General features: G+C 70.3%; 13 protein-coding genes and 1 pseudogene. 3 read left to right on the plus strand and 11 right to left on the minus strand.

All coding sequences use genetic code 11. The features are described from left to right. The 3 genes from R6V09_RS26220 to R6V09_RS26230 form a co-directional block, all read right to left on the minus strand. The coding region (locus R6V09_RS26220; protein WP_317883884.1) for an FAD-dependent oxidoreductase at window positions 1-552 on the minus strand (552 nt) is incomplete at its 3' end. Next, window positions 536-841 (minus strand): (2Fe-2S)-binding protein, encoded by a 306-nt coding sequence (locus tag R6V09_RS26225; RefSeq protein WP_317883885.1) that lies wholly within the window; start codon window positions 839-841, stop codon window positions 536-538. The genes R6V09_RS26225 and R6V09_RS26220, both read right to left, overlap by 17 nt. After that, complete coding sequence (locus tag R6V09_RS26230) at window positions 838-2,007, minus strand: NAD(P)/FAD-dependent oxidoreductase (protein WP_317883886.1); 1,170 nt, start codon at window positions 2,005-2,007, stop codon at window positions 838-840. Before R6V09_RS26230 ends, R6V09_RS26225 begins: the two co-directional genes overlap by 4 nt. A 219-nt stretch (window positions 2,008-2,226) precedes the next feature. On the opposite strand from R6V09_RS26230, the gene R6V09_RS26235 reads away from it, so the two are divergent. Beyond that, window positions 2,227-3,573 carry an aminopeptidase P family protein gene (locus R6V09_RS26235; protein WP_317883896.1) on the plus strand — a complete coding sequence of 449 codons (1,347 nt, stop codon included), beginning with the start codon at window positions 2,227-2,229 and terminating at the stop codon, window positions 3,571-3,573. A 406-nt stretch (window positions 3,574-3,979) separates the two neighbouring features. Then, a pseudogene (locus R6V09_RS26240) lies at window positions 3,980-4,138 on the plus strand (cytochrome P450); the annotation flags it as partial. A gap of 223 nt (window positions 4,139-4,361) precedes the next feature. Here the strand turns inward: R6V09_RS26240 and R6V09_RS26245 are convergent. Genes R6V09_RS26245 through R6V09_RS26260 form a run of 4 tightly spaced genes read right to left on the minus strand, consistent with a single transcriptional unit; the run spans window position 4,362 to window position 9,763 of the window. Continuing rightward, the gene (locus tag R6V09_RS26245) at window positions 4,362-5,639 is read right to left on the minus strand and encodes a cation:proton antiporter (protein ID WP_317883887.1); all 1,278 of its coding nucleotides are present in this window, start codon (window positions 5,637-5,639) and stop codon (window positions 4,362-4,364) included. Between the two features lie 13 nt (window positions 5,640-5,652). Next, window positions 5,653-7,035 carry a cytochrome P450 gene (locus R6V09_RS26250; RefSeq protein ID WP_317883888.1) on the minus strand — a complete coding sequence of 461 codons (1,383 nt, stop codon included), beginning with the start codon at window positions 7,033-7,035 and terminating at the stop codon, window positions 5,653-5,655. Continuing rightward, window positions 7,032-8,165 (minus strand): alpha-hydroxy acid oxidase, encoded by a 1,134-nt coding sequence (locus tag R6V09_RS26255; protein ID WP_317883889.1) that lies wholly within the window; start codon window positions 8,163-8,165, stop codon window positions 7,032-7,034. The genes R6V09_RS26250 and R6V09_RS26255 overlap by 4 nt, the downstream gene beginning before the upstream one ends. Before the next feature lie 5 nt (window positions 8,166-8,170). Then, window positions 8,171-9,763, minus strand: a complete 1,593-nt coding sequence (locus tag R6V09_RS26260; RefSeq protein WP_317883890.1) for an NAD(P)-binding domain-containing protein — start codon at window positions 9,761-9,763, stop codon at window positions 8,171-8,173. A 752-nt stretch (window positions 9,764-10,515) separates the two neighbouring features. Here R6V09_RS26260 and R6V09_RS26265 point away from each other — a divergent pair. Further along, window positions 10,516-11,349 carry a PIG-L family deacetylase gene (locus R6V09_RS26265; protein WP_317883891.1) on the plus strand — a complete coding sequence of 278 codons (834 nt, stop codon included), beginning with the start codon at window positions 10,516-10,518 and terminating at the stop codon, window positions 11,347-11,349. A 28-nt stretch (window positions 11,350-11,377) separates the two neighbouring features. Here the strand turns inward: R6V09_RS26265 and R6V09_RS26270 are convergent, their stop codons facing one another. From R6V09_RS26270 to R6V09_RS26285, 4 genes are all read right to left on the minus strand, one after another. Next, a complete protein-coding gene (locus R6V09_RS26270) occupies window positions 11,378-13,525 on the minus strand; it encodes a xanthine dehydrogenase family protein molybdopterin-binding subunit (RefSeq protein ID WP_317883892.1) in 2,148 nt (715 codons plus the stop codon). Continuing rightward, on the minus strand, window positions 13,525-14,499 hold the full coding sequence (locus R6V09_RS26275; RefSeq protein ID WP_317883893.1) for an FAD binding domain-containing protein: 975 nt from the start codon (window positions 14,497-14,499) through the stop codon (window positions 13,525-13,527). Before R6V09_RS26275 ends, R6V09_RS26270 begins: the two co-directional genes overlap by 1 nt. A gap of 4 nt (window positions 14,500-14,503) precedes the next feature. Next, a complete protein-coding gene (locus R6V09_RS26280) occupies window positions 14,504-15,115 on the minus strand; it encodes a (2Fe-2S)-binding protein (RefSeq protein ID WP_317883894.1) in 612 nt (203 codons plus the stop codon). A 123-nt stretch (window positions 15,116-15,238) separates the two neighbouring features. After that, on the minus strand, window positions 15,239-15,814 hold the full coding sequence (locus tag R6V09_RS26285) for a TetR family transcriptional regulator (RefSeq protein WP_317883895.1): 576 nt from the start codon (window positions 15,812-15,814) through the stop codon (window positions 15,239-15,241). Window positions 15,815-15,983: the final 169 nt, after the last annotated feature.

Below are 15,983 nucleotides of genomic sequence, written 5' to 3' on the forward strand. Positions count from 1 at the left end.
GACCGGCATCAGCAGCGGCCCGGTCCCGGCGACGACGACCGTGCGGCCCGGCAGCACGAGCCCGCCCTTGAGCATGGCCTGGGCGCCGCCCGCGGTGACCACTCCGGGGAGGGTCCAGCCGGGGAACGGCAGCACCTTCTCGTAGCCACCGGTCGCCAGGAGCACGGCATCGGCCGTGACCGCCTCCGGCTGCACCTGCTCGGGCCCGAGCAGGGCGTGCACGGTGAAGCCCTCCTCGCCCCGGGCCTCCGCCTCGTCCAAGTGCCGCTCCACGAACCACACATGACGGTCCGTCAGATACGTGATGCGGCCCGCCTCGATGTGTGCGGCCAGTCGGTCCCGCAGCTTCTCCCACGTACCCCAGGCGTGGTGGAGGGCGTGCGGCCTGCGTGCACCGAGGCCGACGCCCGGTTGGCGGTAGAACTGCCCGCCCGCCTGGGCGCCGGAGTCGAGCAGCGTGACCCGTACCCCCTGGTCGGCGGCGGTCAACGCGGCGGCGAGCCCTGCGGGACCGGCACCGATGACCGCGAACGTCCTATCCGAGTTCGTCATGACCGGTTCCCTCCTGGGTCAGGATCACGTCGCCGGACCGGGCCGGGACCAGGCAAGCCCGTTGATTGGGGCGGTCGTTGACGGTGATCAGGCAGTCGAAGCAGACGCCGATACCGCAGAACACGCCGCGCGGCGATCCGCCGCTTCGGGTGGAGCGCCAGGAGGTGATGCCCGCCGACCAGAGCACGGCCGCGACGGTCTGGCCGGGCAGCGCCTCGATCGCACGGCCGTCGAGGGTGACGGTGAACGCGGGGCCGGGCCGGGCCCCGGCGAGCTCCAGGGGATTCACGCGGCCTCCTCGGGGAAGCGGTCGGGCCGGAACGGAGCGAGGTCCAGTTCGGGCGTCCTGCCGGTCAGCGTCTGCGCGATCAGATGCCCGGTGCCGACCGCGAGCCCGATGCCCGCGCCCTCGTGGCCGCACGCGTGATGGAGCCCGGGCACCCGGGGGTCGGGGCCGATCGCCGGGAGGTGGTCCGGCAGATAGGGGCGGAAGCCCAGGTAGGCGCGCATGACGTGGACCGTGCCGAGTACCGGGAAGAGCGCGGTGGCCTGCGCCGCCAGGCGCCGTACCACCGGAAGGGAGAACTGCCGGTCGAAGCTGACCCGTTCACGGCTCGCGCCGATCAGGACGGGTCCCGCGTCGGTGCCCTCGACGACGGCGGAGGACTGCAGTCCCGCGTCCCCGCTGGCGACGTCGGCGACATAGTCGGCGGCGTACACCTTGTGCCGGACGACCCGGCGCGGCAGCGGCTCGGTGACCAGGACGAAGCCGCGCCGCGGGAGCACCGGGAGACGTACCCCGGCCAGCGCGGCCAGTTCGCCGCCCCAGGTGCCGGCCGCGTTCACGACCACCGGGGCGTGGATGTCGCCGCGCTCGGTCCGCACACCGAGTACCGATCCGTCCTTCGCGCGCAGGATGTCCGTGACGGCCGTGCCGGTGCGCAGTTCCGCTCCGGCCCGCCGCGCCGCGCGGACGACGTGTGCGGCGGCCAGCGACGGCATCACCTGACAGTCCTGCGGATAGAGGACTCCGCCCGCGAGGCCGGGCGCCAAGTGCGGTTCCAGGTCGGGCAGTTCATCGGGGGCGATCGTCCGCGCGTCCACGCCCGCCGCACGCTGGCCGACCGCGAAGGTCTCCAGCGCCGCCATGCCCTCGGGGCGGGAGGCCACGACGACACCGCCCTTCGCCTCGAACTCCACGGCCCCGGCCATGCCCGGCTCGGCGGCCAGTTCGCCCCAGAGGCGCCGGGACAGCAGGGCGAGGTCCAGCTCGGGGCCCGGTTCCTTGTCGGAGACCAGCAGGTTGCCCTCGCCCGCTCCGGTGGTGCCGCCGGCCACGGGCCCCCGGTCCACAAGGAGGGTGGTCAGGCCCGCCCGGGCCGCGTAGAGGGCGCAGGCCGCACCCACCATTCCGGCCCCGACGACCACGACGTCGCAGGTCAGTCGGTTGCTCACGCCAGTACAATGTCACATGTTTCTATTCTGGCCAAGGCCCTCTAGGCTGCGCTTCGCCATCCCATGACGGCGATCACCACTGCCTCACGGCTGCCCCACGGCTGCCCCACGGCTGCCCCACGACGAAGAAGGTGCTTGAAGGTGTCCAGGGATCCCAAGGAGACCGCGGTCCGCAAGAACGGCCTGTACCCGTCCGTCTCCCCCGAGCTGGCCGAGCTGATGAGAACGGGGTGGGCGGACACGGAACTGCACGACCTGCGCCCCCTGGAACAGGCCCCCTACGCCGCCAAGCGCCGCGCGGCCCTCTCCGCCCGTTTCCCCGGTGAGCGCCTGGTCGTCCCGGCCGGAAACCCCAAGGTGCGCTCCAACGACACGCACTACCCCTTCCGCCCCTCCAGCGAGTACGTCCACCTCACCGGCGACCAGACCCAGGACGGCGCGCTCGTCCTGAAGCCGCGCGAGGACGGCGGCCACGACGCCCACGTCTACCTTCTGCCCCGCTCCGACCGCGACAACGGCGAGTTCTGGCAGGGACGCGGTGAGCTGTGGACCGGCCGCCGCTTCTCCCTCGCCGAGGGCGAGCGGCGCCTCGAACTGCCCTGCCACGACATACGCAAGGCAGCCGAGGAACTGCGCGACGCACCCCGGGTCCCGACCCGGATCGTGCGCGGCTACGACGCGGGCCTGGAGGCGGCCGTCGACAGCGACGAGGATCGCGACACCGAGCTGAAGACCGCCCTGTCCGAACTGCGCCTGGTCAAGGACGAGTGGGAGATCGGCGAGATGCGCCGGGCCGTGGACTCCACGGTGCGCGGATTCACCGATGTCGTACGGGAGTTGGCCACCGCGATCGCCACGTCCGAGCGCTGGATCGAGGGCACCTTCTTCCGCCGCGCCCGCCTGGAGGGCAACCACATCGGCTACGGCTCCATCTGCGCCGCGGGCGAGCACGCCACGATCATGCACTGGGTCCGCAACGACGGCGAAGTCCGCCCGGGCGAGCTGCTGTTGCTCGACGCGGGCGTGGAGACCCACTCGCTCTACACCGCCGACATCACCCGCACCCTGCCCATCAGCGGCACCTTCACCCCGCTTCAGCGCCAGATCTACGACGCCGTGCACGAAGCCCAGGATGCCGGCATCTCGGCGGTCGGGCCGGGCTCCGCCTACCGGGACTTCCACATCGCCGCCCAGCGTCACCTGGCGCACAGGCTCGTCGAGTGGGGCATCCTCCGGGGCGACCCCGACGAGGTCTACGAGCTCGGTCTGCAACGCCGCTTCACCATGGCCGGCACCGGCCACATGCTCGGCCTGGACGTGCACGACTGCGCCAGGTCCCGTACCGAGCTGTACGTCGACGGCACCCTGGAGCCCGGCATGATCCTCACCGTCGAGCCCGGCCTGTACTTCCAGCAGGACGACCTGACGGTCCCCGAGGAATACCGCGGCATCGGAGTCCGCATCGAGGACGACATCCTGGTCACGGCCGACGGCAACGAGAATCTCTCCGCCGCCCTGCCCCGTACCGCCGACCAGGTCGAGGCATGGATGGCGACCCTCACTTGATCAGCCGTCGCGCCTTGGCCGATTCTCCCCGGCCCCGGCTCACCGCCCGCTCCCCCAGACCGCAACCACAGCGAGATAGCGGGGGATCTGCCGGGGGAGAGACACCGCCCCGGAGCCCTGCGAACACCGGCCTCCGCCAGTTGCGTCCGCACCGTGCCCGCATCGCAGCGCCGGGCACCTCGGCAACGGAGCTGCCCGAGCAAGGGTGGTCGCGGAGGAGTTCAAGTCACCCGCGAGTCGCCGGGGCGATGACACGGGAGAGGCGTCCGAGGTACCTGGCAGCGATCTGATGGCCTTCGGCCAGACCGTGTATCCGGGGCATTTGGCTGCACTTCGCGTGCTCGTACAGATGCCCAGGGATCCGATGAAGATCGGCAAGAGGGAATCATTGCGAGGGAGGTCACTCATGGCAGAATCCGTTGGCTTCCCCCAGAACCGCACGTGCCCCCACCACCCGCCCACGGCCTATGACCCGTTGCCGGAGGCGCGCCCGCTCTCTCGGGTCTCCCTGTTCGACGGTCGCAGCGTGTGGGCCGTCACCGGGCACACAGTCGCCCGTGCACTGTGCCTTTTCCGCGAGCGCGATGTCCGTGAAGAACACCGTCCAGAATCTACCGAGAAGTCATATTTATCGTCCCTATAGATTCCCGAGGGAGGCTCTTTACGCTCCCCTCCGAATGTGATGGAACCGTAATACCCAAGGGTCGTTACAGTGAAAGACGCAGGTCAGCCGACCCCAGTAAGGACCGGCTGCCGCGTCAGCTTCCCGTAACGACTCCACGCCCCGCTCATTTCAATGTCGCCACCGGCTCCTCGCCCTCGTGCGTCTCCTCGGCCGGCCGGGACCTGGCGTCGCGGCGGTCCAACTGACTCAGTACCGGCACCGTCATGACCGTGGTGACCAGGGCGACGAGGACGAGCGCGGTGAACAGTTCCTCGCTGACGATGCCGGCCGACAGCCCGATGTTGAGCGCGATCAGCTGCATGAGACCGCGGGCGTTCATCAGGGCGCCGACCCGGACGGCCACCGGGCCGGGTTCGCCGCGCAGCCGGGCGGCGGCCCAGCAGCCGCCGAACTTGCCGACCACCGCCACGACGACCGCCGCCGCCCCGAACAGCAACACGGACGGGTCGGTGAAGACGTCGAACCGGGTGTTCAGGCCGGAGTAGGTGAAGAACATCGGGACGAACACCACCTGGGTCACGGACTGGGTGGTCCGCACCAGCCGTTCGGACGCCTCGCCGCGCGGCATGGCCATCCCCACGCAGAACGCCCCGAACACGGAGTACAGGCCGCTGATGTCGGTGAACCACGCGGCGCAGAACAGCAGGGCGACCGTGAAGAGGAGGCGGGTGTCGTCGCCGAGGCCCGGGCGGTTCACGATCCAGGCCAGCAGACGGCGCCCCAACAGGAGCAGTACGGCCACGAACAGCAAGGTGCCGCCGACTGCCTCCAGGATGGGCTTCGCCCTGCCCGAGGCCGCGCTCAGCACCCCCGCCAGCATGATCCAGGCGACGGCGTCGTCCGTGGCCCCGGAAGCCAGGGCGAGCGAGCCGAACCGCGATCCGGCCAGCCCGCGTTCGGTGATGATCCGGGCCAGCATCGGGAAGGCCGTGATCGCCAGGGCGACGCCGACGAAGGCCGCCGTCACCCAGACCGAGACGCCGTCGACGAAGATGCCGACATGGCCGTGGGCCACGAGGGTAAGTCCCACGCCCAGCGCCAGCGGGATCCCCACCCCGGCCGAGGACACGGCGACAGCGGTGCCGGCCAGGCCGCGCCCGGCGTGCGCCCGGAACTCGTAGCCGGCCGCGAACATCAGGGCCACCAGACCGATCTGGCCGGCCACGTACAGCACCGGCTTCAGCTCGGCCGGAAAGACGTGGGCGGAGATCCCCGGGGCGACCAGCCCGAACAGGGAGGGGCCGAGCAGCACCCCGGCGATCATCTCGCCGACCACGGGCGGCTGGCCGAAGCGGCCTGCCAGCAGGACGACCAGTCGGCACGTCAGCAGAATCACGACGACGGCCAGGAAGAAGACGGGAGCAAGCTCCACGGGAGTCATGGTCTCGTTCCTCTCAACGGCCGGCGGGGACAGAGGCGGCGGAGCCGCCGGGCGAGGCGGCGAAGTAGTTCCGGCACAGCCCCTGGCGGCGGGCGTCCCACACCATGTAGCTGCCGAGGACGAGTTGGACGAGGCTGCGCCAGACGCCCTCCCACCGGTCGGCGAAGCGCATCACCGCGAGCCGGGTCCGGCTGCGAACCGCGGCCCCGGTGCGCGGGATCAGCAGGCAGGGACCGCGGCTGGGCAGCGAACGGGTGTGTTCCACCGAGGAGTCGAGCCGGAATCGGCGCAAGACCTCCTCCGCCGCGACCCGCATGGTGAGGACGGCGAAACCGCGCGCCGGGCAGGGGCGGTTGGCGGTCACCCCGAACGGGATGAAGGCGGACGGCCTGGTGTCCGGGTCCACCCATCGGTCCGGGTCGAACGTGCCGCCGCCGGACCCCTGGTACTCGGGGTAGTTGAACAGCAGGACCGAACCCGCCGGGATGGGATCGCGCCCGTCCCGGGGGATCTCCCCCGAGGTGATCCGGTGGGCCACGCCGAAGAGCGGGAAGTGCTGCAGCGTCTCGTTGATCACCCGGTCCAGGAAGTCCGGGTCCGCCCCCTCTGCCGCCAGCCGGTCCTGCACCGGCCGGTGTGTGGCGAGGGCCAGCAGCAGATGGGCCATCGCCTCCGACATCTGCACGACCGCGGTGTTGAAGAACGTGCCCTGCAGGTAGTACGCCTGCTCCCGCGCGGTGAGCGTGGCCGGCAGCGGCACGGGCGGCGGGTCGTGCGCAAGCCGGTCCCGCAGGTGGGCCGTGAGGCGGGCCCGCCGGTCCATGTGGCGGAGGCCGGTGCACTTCAGGGCGCTGACCACGTCGTTCGCGTTGCCGGTGATCAGGTCCCGGACGTGCCGCGGGCAGGGCGCGCGGAAGACCACCTCGTAGTAGACCTCGGCCCAGACGGGCATCATCAGGTCGCGCAGTCTGACCCGGTGCACGCGCGCGTGGCCGTCGACTTCGTCGAGCACGCGGCGGGTGCAACGGCCGACCAACTCCGTCCACTGCTCACGGGACAGCCCGGCCAGGATCTGCCGGGTGTTCCGGGCGACGTCGTCGTACCGCGGTCCGGGTTCCAGGTGTTCCTGGTGCACCTCCGGGCCGGGCGACAGCCAGTACCAGAACAGGTCGGAGAGCGCGGCGCCCCGGCTGCGGCCGTTCGCCGCCGGATGTCCGTACACCTTCTTGAACTCCTCGGCGGGCACCTCCCGGCCGGGTGCCCGGATGCCCTCCTCGCCGCCCACCCGGGCGAAGATGCGCACACGCAGCGCGATCACCGCCTTGGGCAGCCAGTACGGCAGAGCGGCGACCAGGACCACGACCGCGCCGGTGATCAGCCATCCGGTGGGGCTCACGCGACCACCCCGCCGAATCGTCGGTCCGCCCCCGGCGTCATGGCGGGACCGGGGACGGGACCCCACGCCGGCATCCGGACCAGATCGGGCGTCAGGTCGGCCAGCCCCGATGCCCCGCACAGAGCCAGGGTGTCGTCGAGTTCGTCCCGCAGCAGTTCGAGGAGACGTCGTACGCCCTTCTCGCCGCCCTCGGCCAGCGCCCACATCACGGGCCGGCCGATGCCCACCGCGGACGCGCCGAGCGCCAGTGCCTTCACCGCGTCGGTGCCGCGCCGTACGCCTCCGTCCAGCACGACCGGGATACGGCCCTCGACGGCGGCGAGGATCTCGGGCAGCAGCTCCAACGTGGCGGGGACGGTGTCGAGTTGACGGCCGCCGTGGTTGGACAGCAGCAGTCCGTCGACGCCGTGCCGGACCGCCAGCCGGGCGTCCTCGGGGTGCAGGACGCCCTTGAGCAGGACGGGCAGCGAGGTGATGCCGCGCAGCCAGTCGACGTGTTCCCAGTTCAGCTCCGGGGACATCGCGATCTGGCGTACGTGGCCGCGCTCGCCGTCGCGCAGGTCCACCAGGTTCTCGCAGCGCAGGCCGGGCGGCAGGTCGTGGAAGCCGTTGCGCCTGTTGCGTTCGCCCGCGCCCAGCACCGGGGAGTCCACGGTGACCACCAGCGCGGTGCATCCCGCGTCGGTGGCCCGGCGTACCAGTGTCTCGGTGATGTCCAGGTCGGGCTGGATGTAGAGCTGGAACCACAGGGACACGTCGTCTCCGGCCGCGCGCGCCGCGTCGGCGATCTCGCCCACCGCCACCGTGGAAGCCATCGCTACGATCATGATCGCGCCGGCCGCCGCAGCGGCACGGGCGGTCGCCAACTCCCCCTCCGGATCGACCAGTTTGTGGAAGGCGGTCGGAGAGAGCAGGACCGGCAGGCTCGCCCGGCTGCCGAGCAGGTCGATGCCCAACTCCCGTACTGCACGGCCCCGCAGCACCCGGGGCAGCAGCTGCAGCCGCCCGAACGCCGCCTCGTTGGCTCGTACGGTGATCTCGTCGCGTGCTCCGCCGGCGATGAAGTCGGCGTACACGGGGTCCAGTTCGGCGCGCGCCGCGGTCTCGAAGTCGCGGACGGTGTACTGCATGCCGCTCACCGCCCGGCGGGGCTCGGTCGGCGGGCCTGCTCGCGGGCGAAGAACTCGGCCAGCGGGGCGTGGTGGACCTCGGGGTGGTCCCAGTGGTTCTCCAGGTTCTCGGCCATGTGGTGGGTGCCGAGGAGTTCACCGCCGCCGTGGTGGCGGATCACCGGGTGGAGGTACGCCGCGTCGAAGGCGTCGTCGACCGAGTTCTGGGCGGTGCGGCGCACGGTGATGTCGAAGGGGTCGACCTTGTCGTGGTCGGGGCCGTACTCCAGCGTGACCGTGAAGTAGTCGCCGTTGTCGGTGAGTTGGCTCTCGTGGGCGTACGCGACCGGCACCTCTTCGTGGTAGCGGGCCGGTTCGCCGGGTGCCGTGACGATCACGTCGCCGATGACGCCGAACTGCTGCCACAGTGCCGAGCTGCGGTTGACCCGGGCCACCACGGCGTCCGCCAGCGCGACCGGATCGCTCTCCAACTGCCGGTGGGGCCAGGGCTGTTCGTGATGGCGTTCGTCGAGGATGCGGCTCAGGGCGCGCACGGCGTACCGGAAACCGTGGATGAAGCCACCGGTGGACTTCTTGAAGTCGCGTTGCTGCATGAGCGTTCCGGCGAAGTAGAGGCCGGGCACGTCCACCGACTCGTACGCCGGGGAGAGTTCGGCGAAACGGTTGTCGATGACGAGGGCGGGTCGGCACGACGAGTCGAACACCGAGGCGTCGAAGCGGAATCCGGTGCAGACGATCACCCGGTCGTAGCGCAGTTCCTTCACGACCTCGTCGGCCCGGGAGAAGCTGAAGCGGACGCGGTACATGGCGTCGTCGGGATCCTTCTCGATGGACAAGACGTTGCCGTCCAACAGGGCGTTCTGCGACTTGAGTTGGTAGGTGTCGAGGAAGTTGTTGTTGACCGCGCGGAGATGGCCGACGTAGTGGCTGTTCCAGGCCATGCGGATGGAGTGCGGGCCGGCGACATGGATGACGGCGGCGGTCTCGACAAGGTTGTCAGCGGTCTCCAGGGCGGAGTTGCCCTTGCCGATGATCAGGACACGTCGGTCGGTGAAGTCCTCGGGGTCCACGGAGACGACGGAGTAGTCCTCGGCGGTCTCGATGCCGGGGATGTCCGGGGTATTGGGCCGGGTCAGCCCGGTGGCCACGACCAGGCGTCGGGCGTGATGCTCCTGCCCGTGCTGGTCGGTGACGGTGAAACCGCCGCCGTCGCGCCGGATCCGGTCCGCCCGGGTGTCGTAGGCGATGTCCAGCTTGAACGTCTCGGCGAAGTCGGCCAGATAGCGCACGAGGTCGTCGGCGTGCGGGAAGTAGCGCTTGCTGTAGCGGGTGAACAGCATCCGGTCGTCCGGGGACAGCAGGGAGTTCCAGTCCATCCGGAGGTTCAGCTCGGGATCATCGGTGCCGTTGTACACCTTGTTGATCGAGATCAGCTTGCGATGGCGGGGGAACGTACGGAAGAAGGTGCCTGGTGCTCGGCCGCTCTCCAGGATTCGGTATCCGTGTCCCGCCGCCTGGAGTAACTGCCCGAGCTGGAGGCCGGCGGGGCCGCCGCCGATCACGAGGTAGTCGAGAGGCTCGCTGTCCGTGGAGTTCATGAATCTCTCCTTCTGCTCCGGGCGAGGACATGCCTGAAGACTGGTGGGGGGCGAGAACCGGCAGGGTCCGGTCGAGTGGCGGCTCACAGCGGCCGAGTGCGGTCCTGCGTGGGTGGTGTCGCCGGACGAAGGGAGACGACGGTGGCACCCGAGTGGGGTGGGACCGCGGCAGGTCCGGCTGATGCCGTGGTGCGCGAAGTGGTGAAAGGACCGGCTGACCGGGGGTTGAGAAGCGGGAAATCCGAGGACGCTACCCGCGTACAGGAATCAACCGGGGCGAGATCGGCCGGAACAGCCGTGCTCAGCGGCCAGGTGGAGCGGTTCGGGAAGAAGTCGCAACCGGGGACGGTGCAGCCTGGCGCTCTGGCAGGGGCATGGCAGACCCTTCCATCGGATTTCCCTGTGAAATCTCCATGAGCACCGTAGTGACGACCGGCGGGCACGGGCAACAGCGCCTGGAGGGATGACAGGCAATCGACAGGTGCCCCGGGCGCCCGCGATCCCGGGAGCGGGAGGACCGTGGCCACGGCCGCGTCCGCCCTGAGAGTCCTTGTACCGCAGGCCCTGTCGTGCCCGAGCAGAACGCATTCGCCGATCTCAACGCGACGCCTCGCCGTGCGCTGCACAAAGACGTCCTGCCGCACCGGGAACAGCCGGTCCGCCCGGCGCGGTTGCAGCAACGGAGAGACCGGCATCGCGGTACGCCCGCCGCGCTACGCGAATCAAGACGTATTTCTGCAGGAGGACTGTTTATGACTGACCGGCCCTTGACCCTCATGGCAGTACACGCCCACCCCGACGACGAAGCCACCACAACCGGAGGGGTCCTCGCGCGATACGCGGCGGAAGGCATCCGCACGGTGCTCGTGACGTGTACCGACGGCGGCTGCGGGGACGGACCGGGAGGCGTCAAGCCGGGCGAACCCGGCCACGATCCGGCGGCCGTCGTCCTGATGCGCCGTCAGGAACTCGAAGCGAGCTGCGAGGTCCTGAAGATCAGCGATCTGGAATTGCTGGACTACGCCGACTCCGGGATGATGGGCTGGCCGAGCAACGACGCCCCCGGATCCTTCTGGCAGACCCCCGTGCCGGAAGCCGCGGCCCGACTCGCGGACCTCATGCGGCACTACCGGCCCGATGTGGTCGTCACCTACGACGAGAACGGCTTCTACGGCCACCCCGACCACATCCAGGCCCACCGCATCACGATGGCGGCACTGGAGATGACCGCACTGACACCGAAGGTGTACTGGACCACGATGCCCCGCTCCGGGATGCAGCGGTTCGGCGAGATCATGCGCGAGTTCCACCCGGACATGCCGGAACCGGACCCCGCCGAGGCCGCCGAGATGGCCAAGCTCGGCCTCCCCGACGACGAGATCACCACCTGGGTGGACGCCACCGCGTTCAGCGGCCAGAAGTTCGACTCACTGGCCGCGCACGCCAGCCAGGGCGAGAACATCTTCTTCCTCAAGCTGGGCAAGGAGCGGTTCGGCGAGTTGATGGGCACGGAGACCTTCCTCCGGGTCCAGGACACCACCGGCGCGGCCGTACCCGAGAACGACCTCTTCGCCGGACTCCGCTGACCCACCCGCCCACCCGACCGGCCTCAGGTCAAAGCAGTGCCTCAGGTCGGATCGGCAGGTCCGTCAGGCGTTTGCCCGTCGCGTTGAACACCGCGTTGGCGATGGCGGGCGCCACCCCGACGATGGTGATCTCGCCGAGGCCCTTCACGCCGATCGGATCGGCCTGCGGATCCTCGGTGTTGATGAAGGCGGCATCGAGTTCGGGGACGTCCGCGTTCACCGGCACAAGGTAGTCGGCGAGGCTCGCGTTGACGATGCGGCCGTCGCGGTGGTCGGTGACGGTTCCTTCGAGGAGGGCCATGCCGATCCCGCCGACCATGCCGCCGATGGCCTGGCTGTGGGCGAGTTTGGGGCTGATCACCCGGCCTACGTCGTACGCCGCGAAGATCCGCCGTACGCGGACGAGGCCGAGGAGGGGGTCGACGGAGACCTCGGCGAAGACGGCTCCGTAGCCGTAGGTGGAGATCTTCGAATCGGCGTCGCCCGGGCCCCAGTTGCCGGTGATGTCGAGGCTGGGCAGACCGGCGCGGCGCAGGATGTCCCGGTAGCTGTCCCGGGTTCCCGCGTCGGCGGCCGACAGGTAGCCGTCGCGGGCGTGCACATCCGCCGGATTCGCGCCGTGGAGAGGCGAGTCGGGGTCCGCCACCGCCCTGCGGATGAACTCCGCCCTCAGCGCGTTGCAGGTGGTGTGCGCGGCCGAGCCCACGCTCGCCATGGTGGTGGCCGCCGCGTGCAGGGGCGCGGTGGGGTAGCTGGAGTCGCCCAGCCGGAAGGTGACCGCCGAGGCGGGCAGCCCCAGGGCGTCCGCGGCGACCTGCATGACCGAGGTGGTGGTGCCGGGGCCCATGTCCGCGGAGGCCGCGAAGACTTCGGCGGTGCCGTCGGCGTGGATCCGGGCCCGTGCGCTGCAGTCGCGTCGGTTGTTGTGGTAGCTCGCGGTGGCCATCCCCATGCCGATGAGCAGGTCGCCGTCCGTGCGCGAACCAGGCTTGGCGTGCCGCCGGGACCAGCCGAAGCGGCGTGCGCCGGTCTCGTAGCACTCGCGCAACTTCCGGGTGGAGAAGGGGATTTGGTTGACCTCGTCCTGGGTCGGCTCGTTCCGCAGCCGCAACTCGACGGGATCCACGGCCAGTTCGTGCGCGAGCTGGTCCATCGCGGTTTCCAGGGCGTAGTTGCCGAGCACCACGCCCGGGCCTCGCATCGAGCACGGGGAGTGGACGTCGACGGGCGTGACCCGGTAGGCGGTAAGGGTGTTGGGGACGCCGTAGAGGAACTGCGGCAGGTCGGTCAGGCCGTCCGTGTAGGACTGGTAGCGCGCGTTCTCGATACGGACCTCGTAGACGAGCGCGCTGACGCGCCCGGCCGTGCTGCTGCCGAGGGCGATCCGGTGCCGGCTGGCCGGCCGGAACCCGGTGCCGTAGAAGAACTGGCGCCTGGTCAGAACCACCTTGACGGGCTTGCCGACCTCGCGCGCGGCGAACGCGGCCAGCATCACATGGTCGTAGGTCTGGATTCCGCTGCCGAATCCTCCGCCCAGGAACTCGTTGTGCACGCGGACGTCGCCGACGGCGATGCCGAGCGCGCCGGCCACCGTGCGCGCGGCGCCCTGTGACCACTGGGTCTTGTCCCAGAGCGTCAGGCGTCCGTCCTGCCACTGGGCGATGGTCGAGGGCAGTTCGATGGGGTTGTGGTTCTCGCGGGCGCTGGTGAGTTCCAGGTCCACCTTCACCTGCGCCGAGACCATCGCGCCCGCCGGGTCGCCGCGGCTGTAGTCGGGCTCGTCGGCGGGTGTCTGCGAGGGGATGTCAGGGGCGTCCAAGTCGGTTACCGCGTCCTGCCGTTCGTACGTCGCCTCGACCAGCGAGGCGCCATGGGTCGCCGCCTCCAGGGTCTCCGCGACGACGACGGCGATGGGCTGGCCGTAGAAGGCGATTCGATCGACGGGGTGGGCGAGTCGCAGGCTGCCGAAGTCGGTCAGGACGTGCAGGACGCCGGGGTGGCCGAGCGCCGCGTCCACCGAGATCCGGCTCACCGTGCCGCGGGCCACCGTGCCGTTGACGATCACGCCGTACAACAGGCCTTCGATGCGGTGCTCGGCGGAGTAGGTGGCCGTGCCGGTCACCTTGCGGCGGGCGTCCACGCGGGAGAGCCGCTGCCCGACGACGGTCGTCGCCATCACTGTCCTCCGATCGTCATGAGCTGGCGGCGTACGGTCCGTTCGACCAGCTTCACCTTGAAGGCGTTCTCGGACAGCGGTTCGGCGCCCTCGGCCGCGAGGGCCGCGGCGTCCGTCCATGTCCGGCGCCCCGGCCGCCTGCCGACGAGCGCCTCCTCCACCTTGGGCAGCCGCCACGGCACGGTCGCCACACCGCCGACGGCCACCCTGGCGCCGCGCACCACGCCGCCCCTGATGTCCAGCGCCACCGCGGCGGACGCGAGGGCGAACTCGTACGACTGCCTGTCGCGGACCTTCAGGTAACCCGAGCGGCGCGTGTGCGCTCCGGCGGGGACGGTGAGGGAGGTGATGAGTTCGCCGGACCTGAGCGAGTGTTCCTTCTGCGGTGTGTCTCCGGGGCGGAGGAAGAAGTCCTGGACGGGGATGGAGCGAGGGCCGTCGAGGCCTCGCACCTCGACCACGGCGTCCAGCGCCACGAGGGCAACTGCCAGGTCGGAAGGGTGAGTTGCCACGCAGTGGGTGCTCGCCCCCAGGATCGCCTGCATACGGTTGTCACCGTCCCGGGCGTCGCAACCCGAGCCCGGGTCACGGCGGTTGCACGCGGAGTGGACGTCCCGGAAGTACGGACAGCGGGGCCGCTGCATGATGTTGCCCCCGATGGAGGCCATGTTGCGCAGCTGGGCCGAGGCGCCGAGTTCGAGGGCCTGCGAGAGGACGGGGTACGTGGCGCGCACCTCCGGATGCGCGGCGAGCTCGCTCATCCGGACCAGGGAACCGACGTGCAGCCCTTCTCGGGTGACGGTGATGTCCTTGTACGGCAGCCCGTTGATGTCGACCACGTGCGCGGGGCGCTCGACGGTCTCCCGCATGAGGTCGACCAGCGTGGTCCCGCCTGCGATGTAACGGCCGTTGCCGGCACCGGCGTTGAGCGCGGCGGTGACGGTCGAGGCTCGGCTGAAGGCGAAGGGATGCATGCGGTCACGCCTCCTTGGCCGTCTGCTCGATGGCGGAGACGATGTTCGTGTACGCCCCGCACCGGCACAGGTTGCCGCTCATCCACTCGCGGATCTCCGCCCGGGAGCGGGTGTGGCCCTCGGCGATACAGGCGACGCCCGACATGAGCTGCCCCGGCGTGCAGTAGCCGCACTGAAGACCGTCGTGGTCGATGAACGCCTGTTGCAGCGGGTGCAGTTGCTCGCCCCGGCCTCGGGCGAGCCCTTCGATCGTGGTGACGTGCACGTCCTGGGCCATCACGGCGAGGACGAGACAGGAGTTCACCCTCCGGTCGTCCACGAGCACCGTGCAGGCTCCGCAGGCGCCCTGGTCACAGCCCTTCTTCGTGCCCGGGAGGTCCAGGTGCTCGCGGAGCAGGTCGAGGAGTGAGGTGCGGTTGTCGACCTGGGCGGTGCGCTGCTCGCCGTTGACCGTCAGACGGACGGTGGAGAGCTGGTCGGCCGGCGTAGGTGCGGATGCCGATGCCGATGCGGGCAGGCGATCCGAGGTCAGCAGGGGGAGGCCGGCCACCGCTGTCGACGCCGCGACGAAGGTTCGTCGTTTGAGCGTGGCTGCCTCGTCGAACGTTTCCGACATGCGCGATGCACCCTCTCGGTCGAACACAGGGCAAGTGATGACACCTGGTGCCATCGTAACAGTGATGACACCGGGTGTCATGGGTGACGAGAGGGTCATGGCAAGGAGAGACGTGCCTGTGGCCTACGGCGCGAGCGGGGCCGCGACCGCGGCCCTGAGCTCCTCCACGGATTCACGCAGCAGGGCGTGCAGGTCCTGTGTCTCCGGACCGTCGATCCAGCATTCGCGCGCGGCTCTCCATGCGGCGGCACCCGCCGCGGCGGCCAGGAAGGCGGCCCGCGGTGCGACACCGCGCTCGCACAACGCCTCGGTCACGGCCGCGCTGGTCGCGGCGAACTTGGTCAGCTCTCGCTCCCGCAGCTCCGGGTTGGCCACGATGACGGCTCGGCGACGCCGGGCCTGCGCATGCCCCGTGTTCACCATGTCCACCGCGGCGCCGTACCCCTCCAGGACGACGGCGAACGGCGAGAGTTCGGCCGACGCGGCGGCCATGGCGTCGACGATCACCTCATGAATCCGGGCCGAGAGCGGGAACAGCACCTCGCGCTTGTCGGGGAAGTGACGGAAGAACGTCCGCTTCGTCAGACCGGCCCGCTCGGCGATCTCGGCGACCGTGGTGTCCTCGAAGCCACGCTCCTCGTACAACTCAAGCGCGGCCCGCGACAGTCGGCCCGCTGCGTCCGGCATCCATCGACCCATGTCGCTCATCCTAGTGATGACACTCAATGTCATCGGATATACGGCGAGTACGCCTGGGTCCGCCGGCGCAGTCAGCCGCGCCACATGCGGGTGGGGGCCTGCGTCCTGCGGCTTGTGCGGACTTCGCGGTGGGGCGCGGCGCCGCGCGTTGCCGCCGGCATGAACACAG

It is taken from the genome of Streptomyces sp. W16 (assembly GCF_033194735.1).
GTDB lineage: Bacteria > Actinomycetota > Actinomycetes > Streptomycetales > Streptomycetaceae > Streptomyces.

Bases quoted from the DNA above. Each gene is read 5' to 3' on its own strand.
- R6V09_RS26235 (WP_317883896.1), top strand. From the start codon at position 2,227: ATGAGAACGGGGTGGGCGGACACGGAACTGCACGACCTGCGCCCCCTG.
- R6V09_RS26245 (WP_317883887.1), bottom strand. From the start codon at position 5,639: ATGACTCCCGTGGAGCTTGCTCCCGTCTTCTTCCTGGCCGTCGTCGTG.
- R6V09_RS26255 (WP_317883889.1), bottom strand. From the start codon at position 8,165: ATGCAGTACACCGTCCGCGACTTCGAGACCGCGGCGCGCGCCGAACTG.
- R6V09_RS26260 (WP_317883890.1), bottom strand. From the start codon at position 9,763: ATGAACTCCACGGACAGCGAGCCTCTCGACTACCTCGTGATCGGCGGC.
- R6V09_RS26265 (WP_317883891.1), top strand. From the start codon at position 10,516: ATGACTGACCGGCCCTTGACCCTCATGGCAGTACACGCCCACCCCGAC.
- R6V09_RS26270 (WP_317883892.1), bottom strand. From the start codon at position 13,525: ATGGCGACGACCGTCGTCGGGCAGCGGCTCTCCCGCGTGGACGCCCGC.
- R6V09_RS26275 (WP_317883893.1), bottom strand. From the start codon at position 14,499: ATGCATCCCTTCGCCTTCAGCCGAGCCTCGACCGTCACCGCCGCGCTC.
- R6V09_RS26280 (WP_317883894.1), bottom strand. From the start codon at position 15,115: ATGTCGGAAACGTTCGACGAGGCAGCCACGCTCAAACGACGAACCTTC.
- R6V09_RS26285 (WP_317883895.1), bottom strand. From the start codon at position 15,814: ATGGGTCGATGGATGCCGGACGCAGCGGGCCGACTGTCGCGGGCCGCG.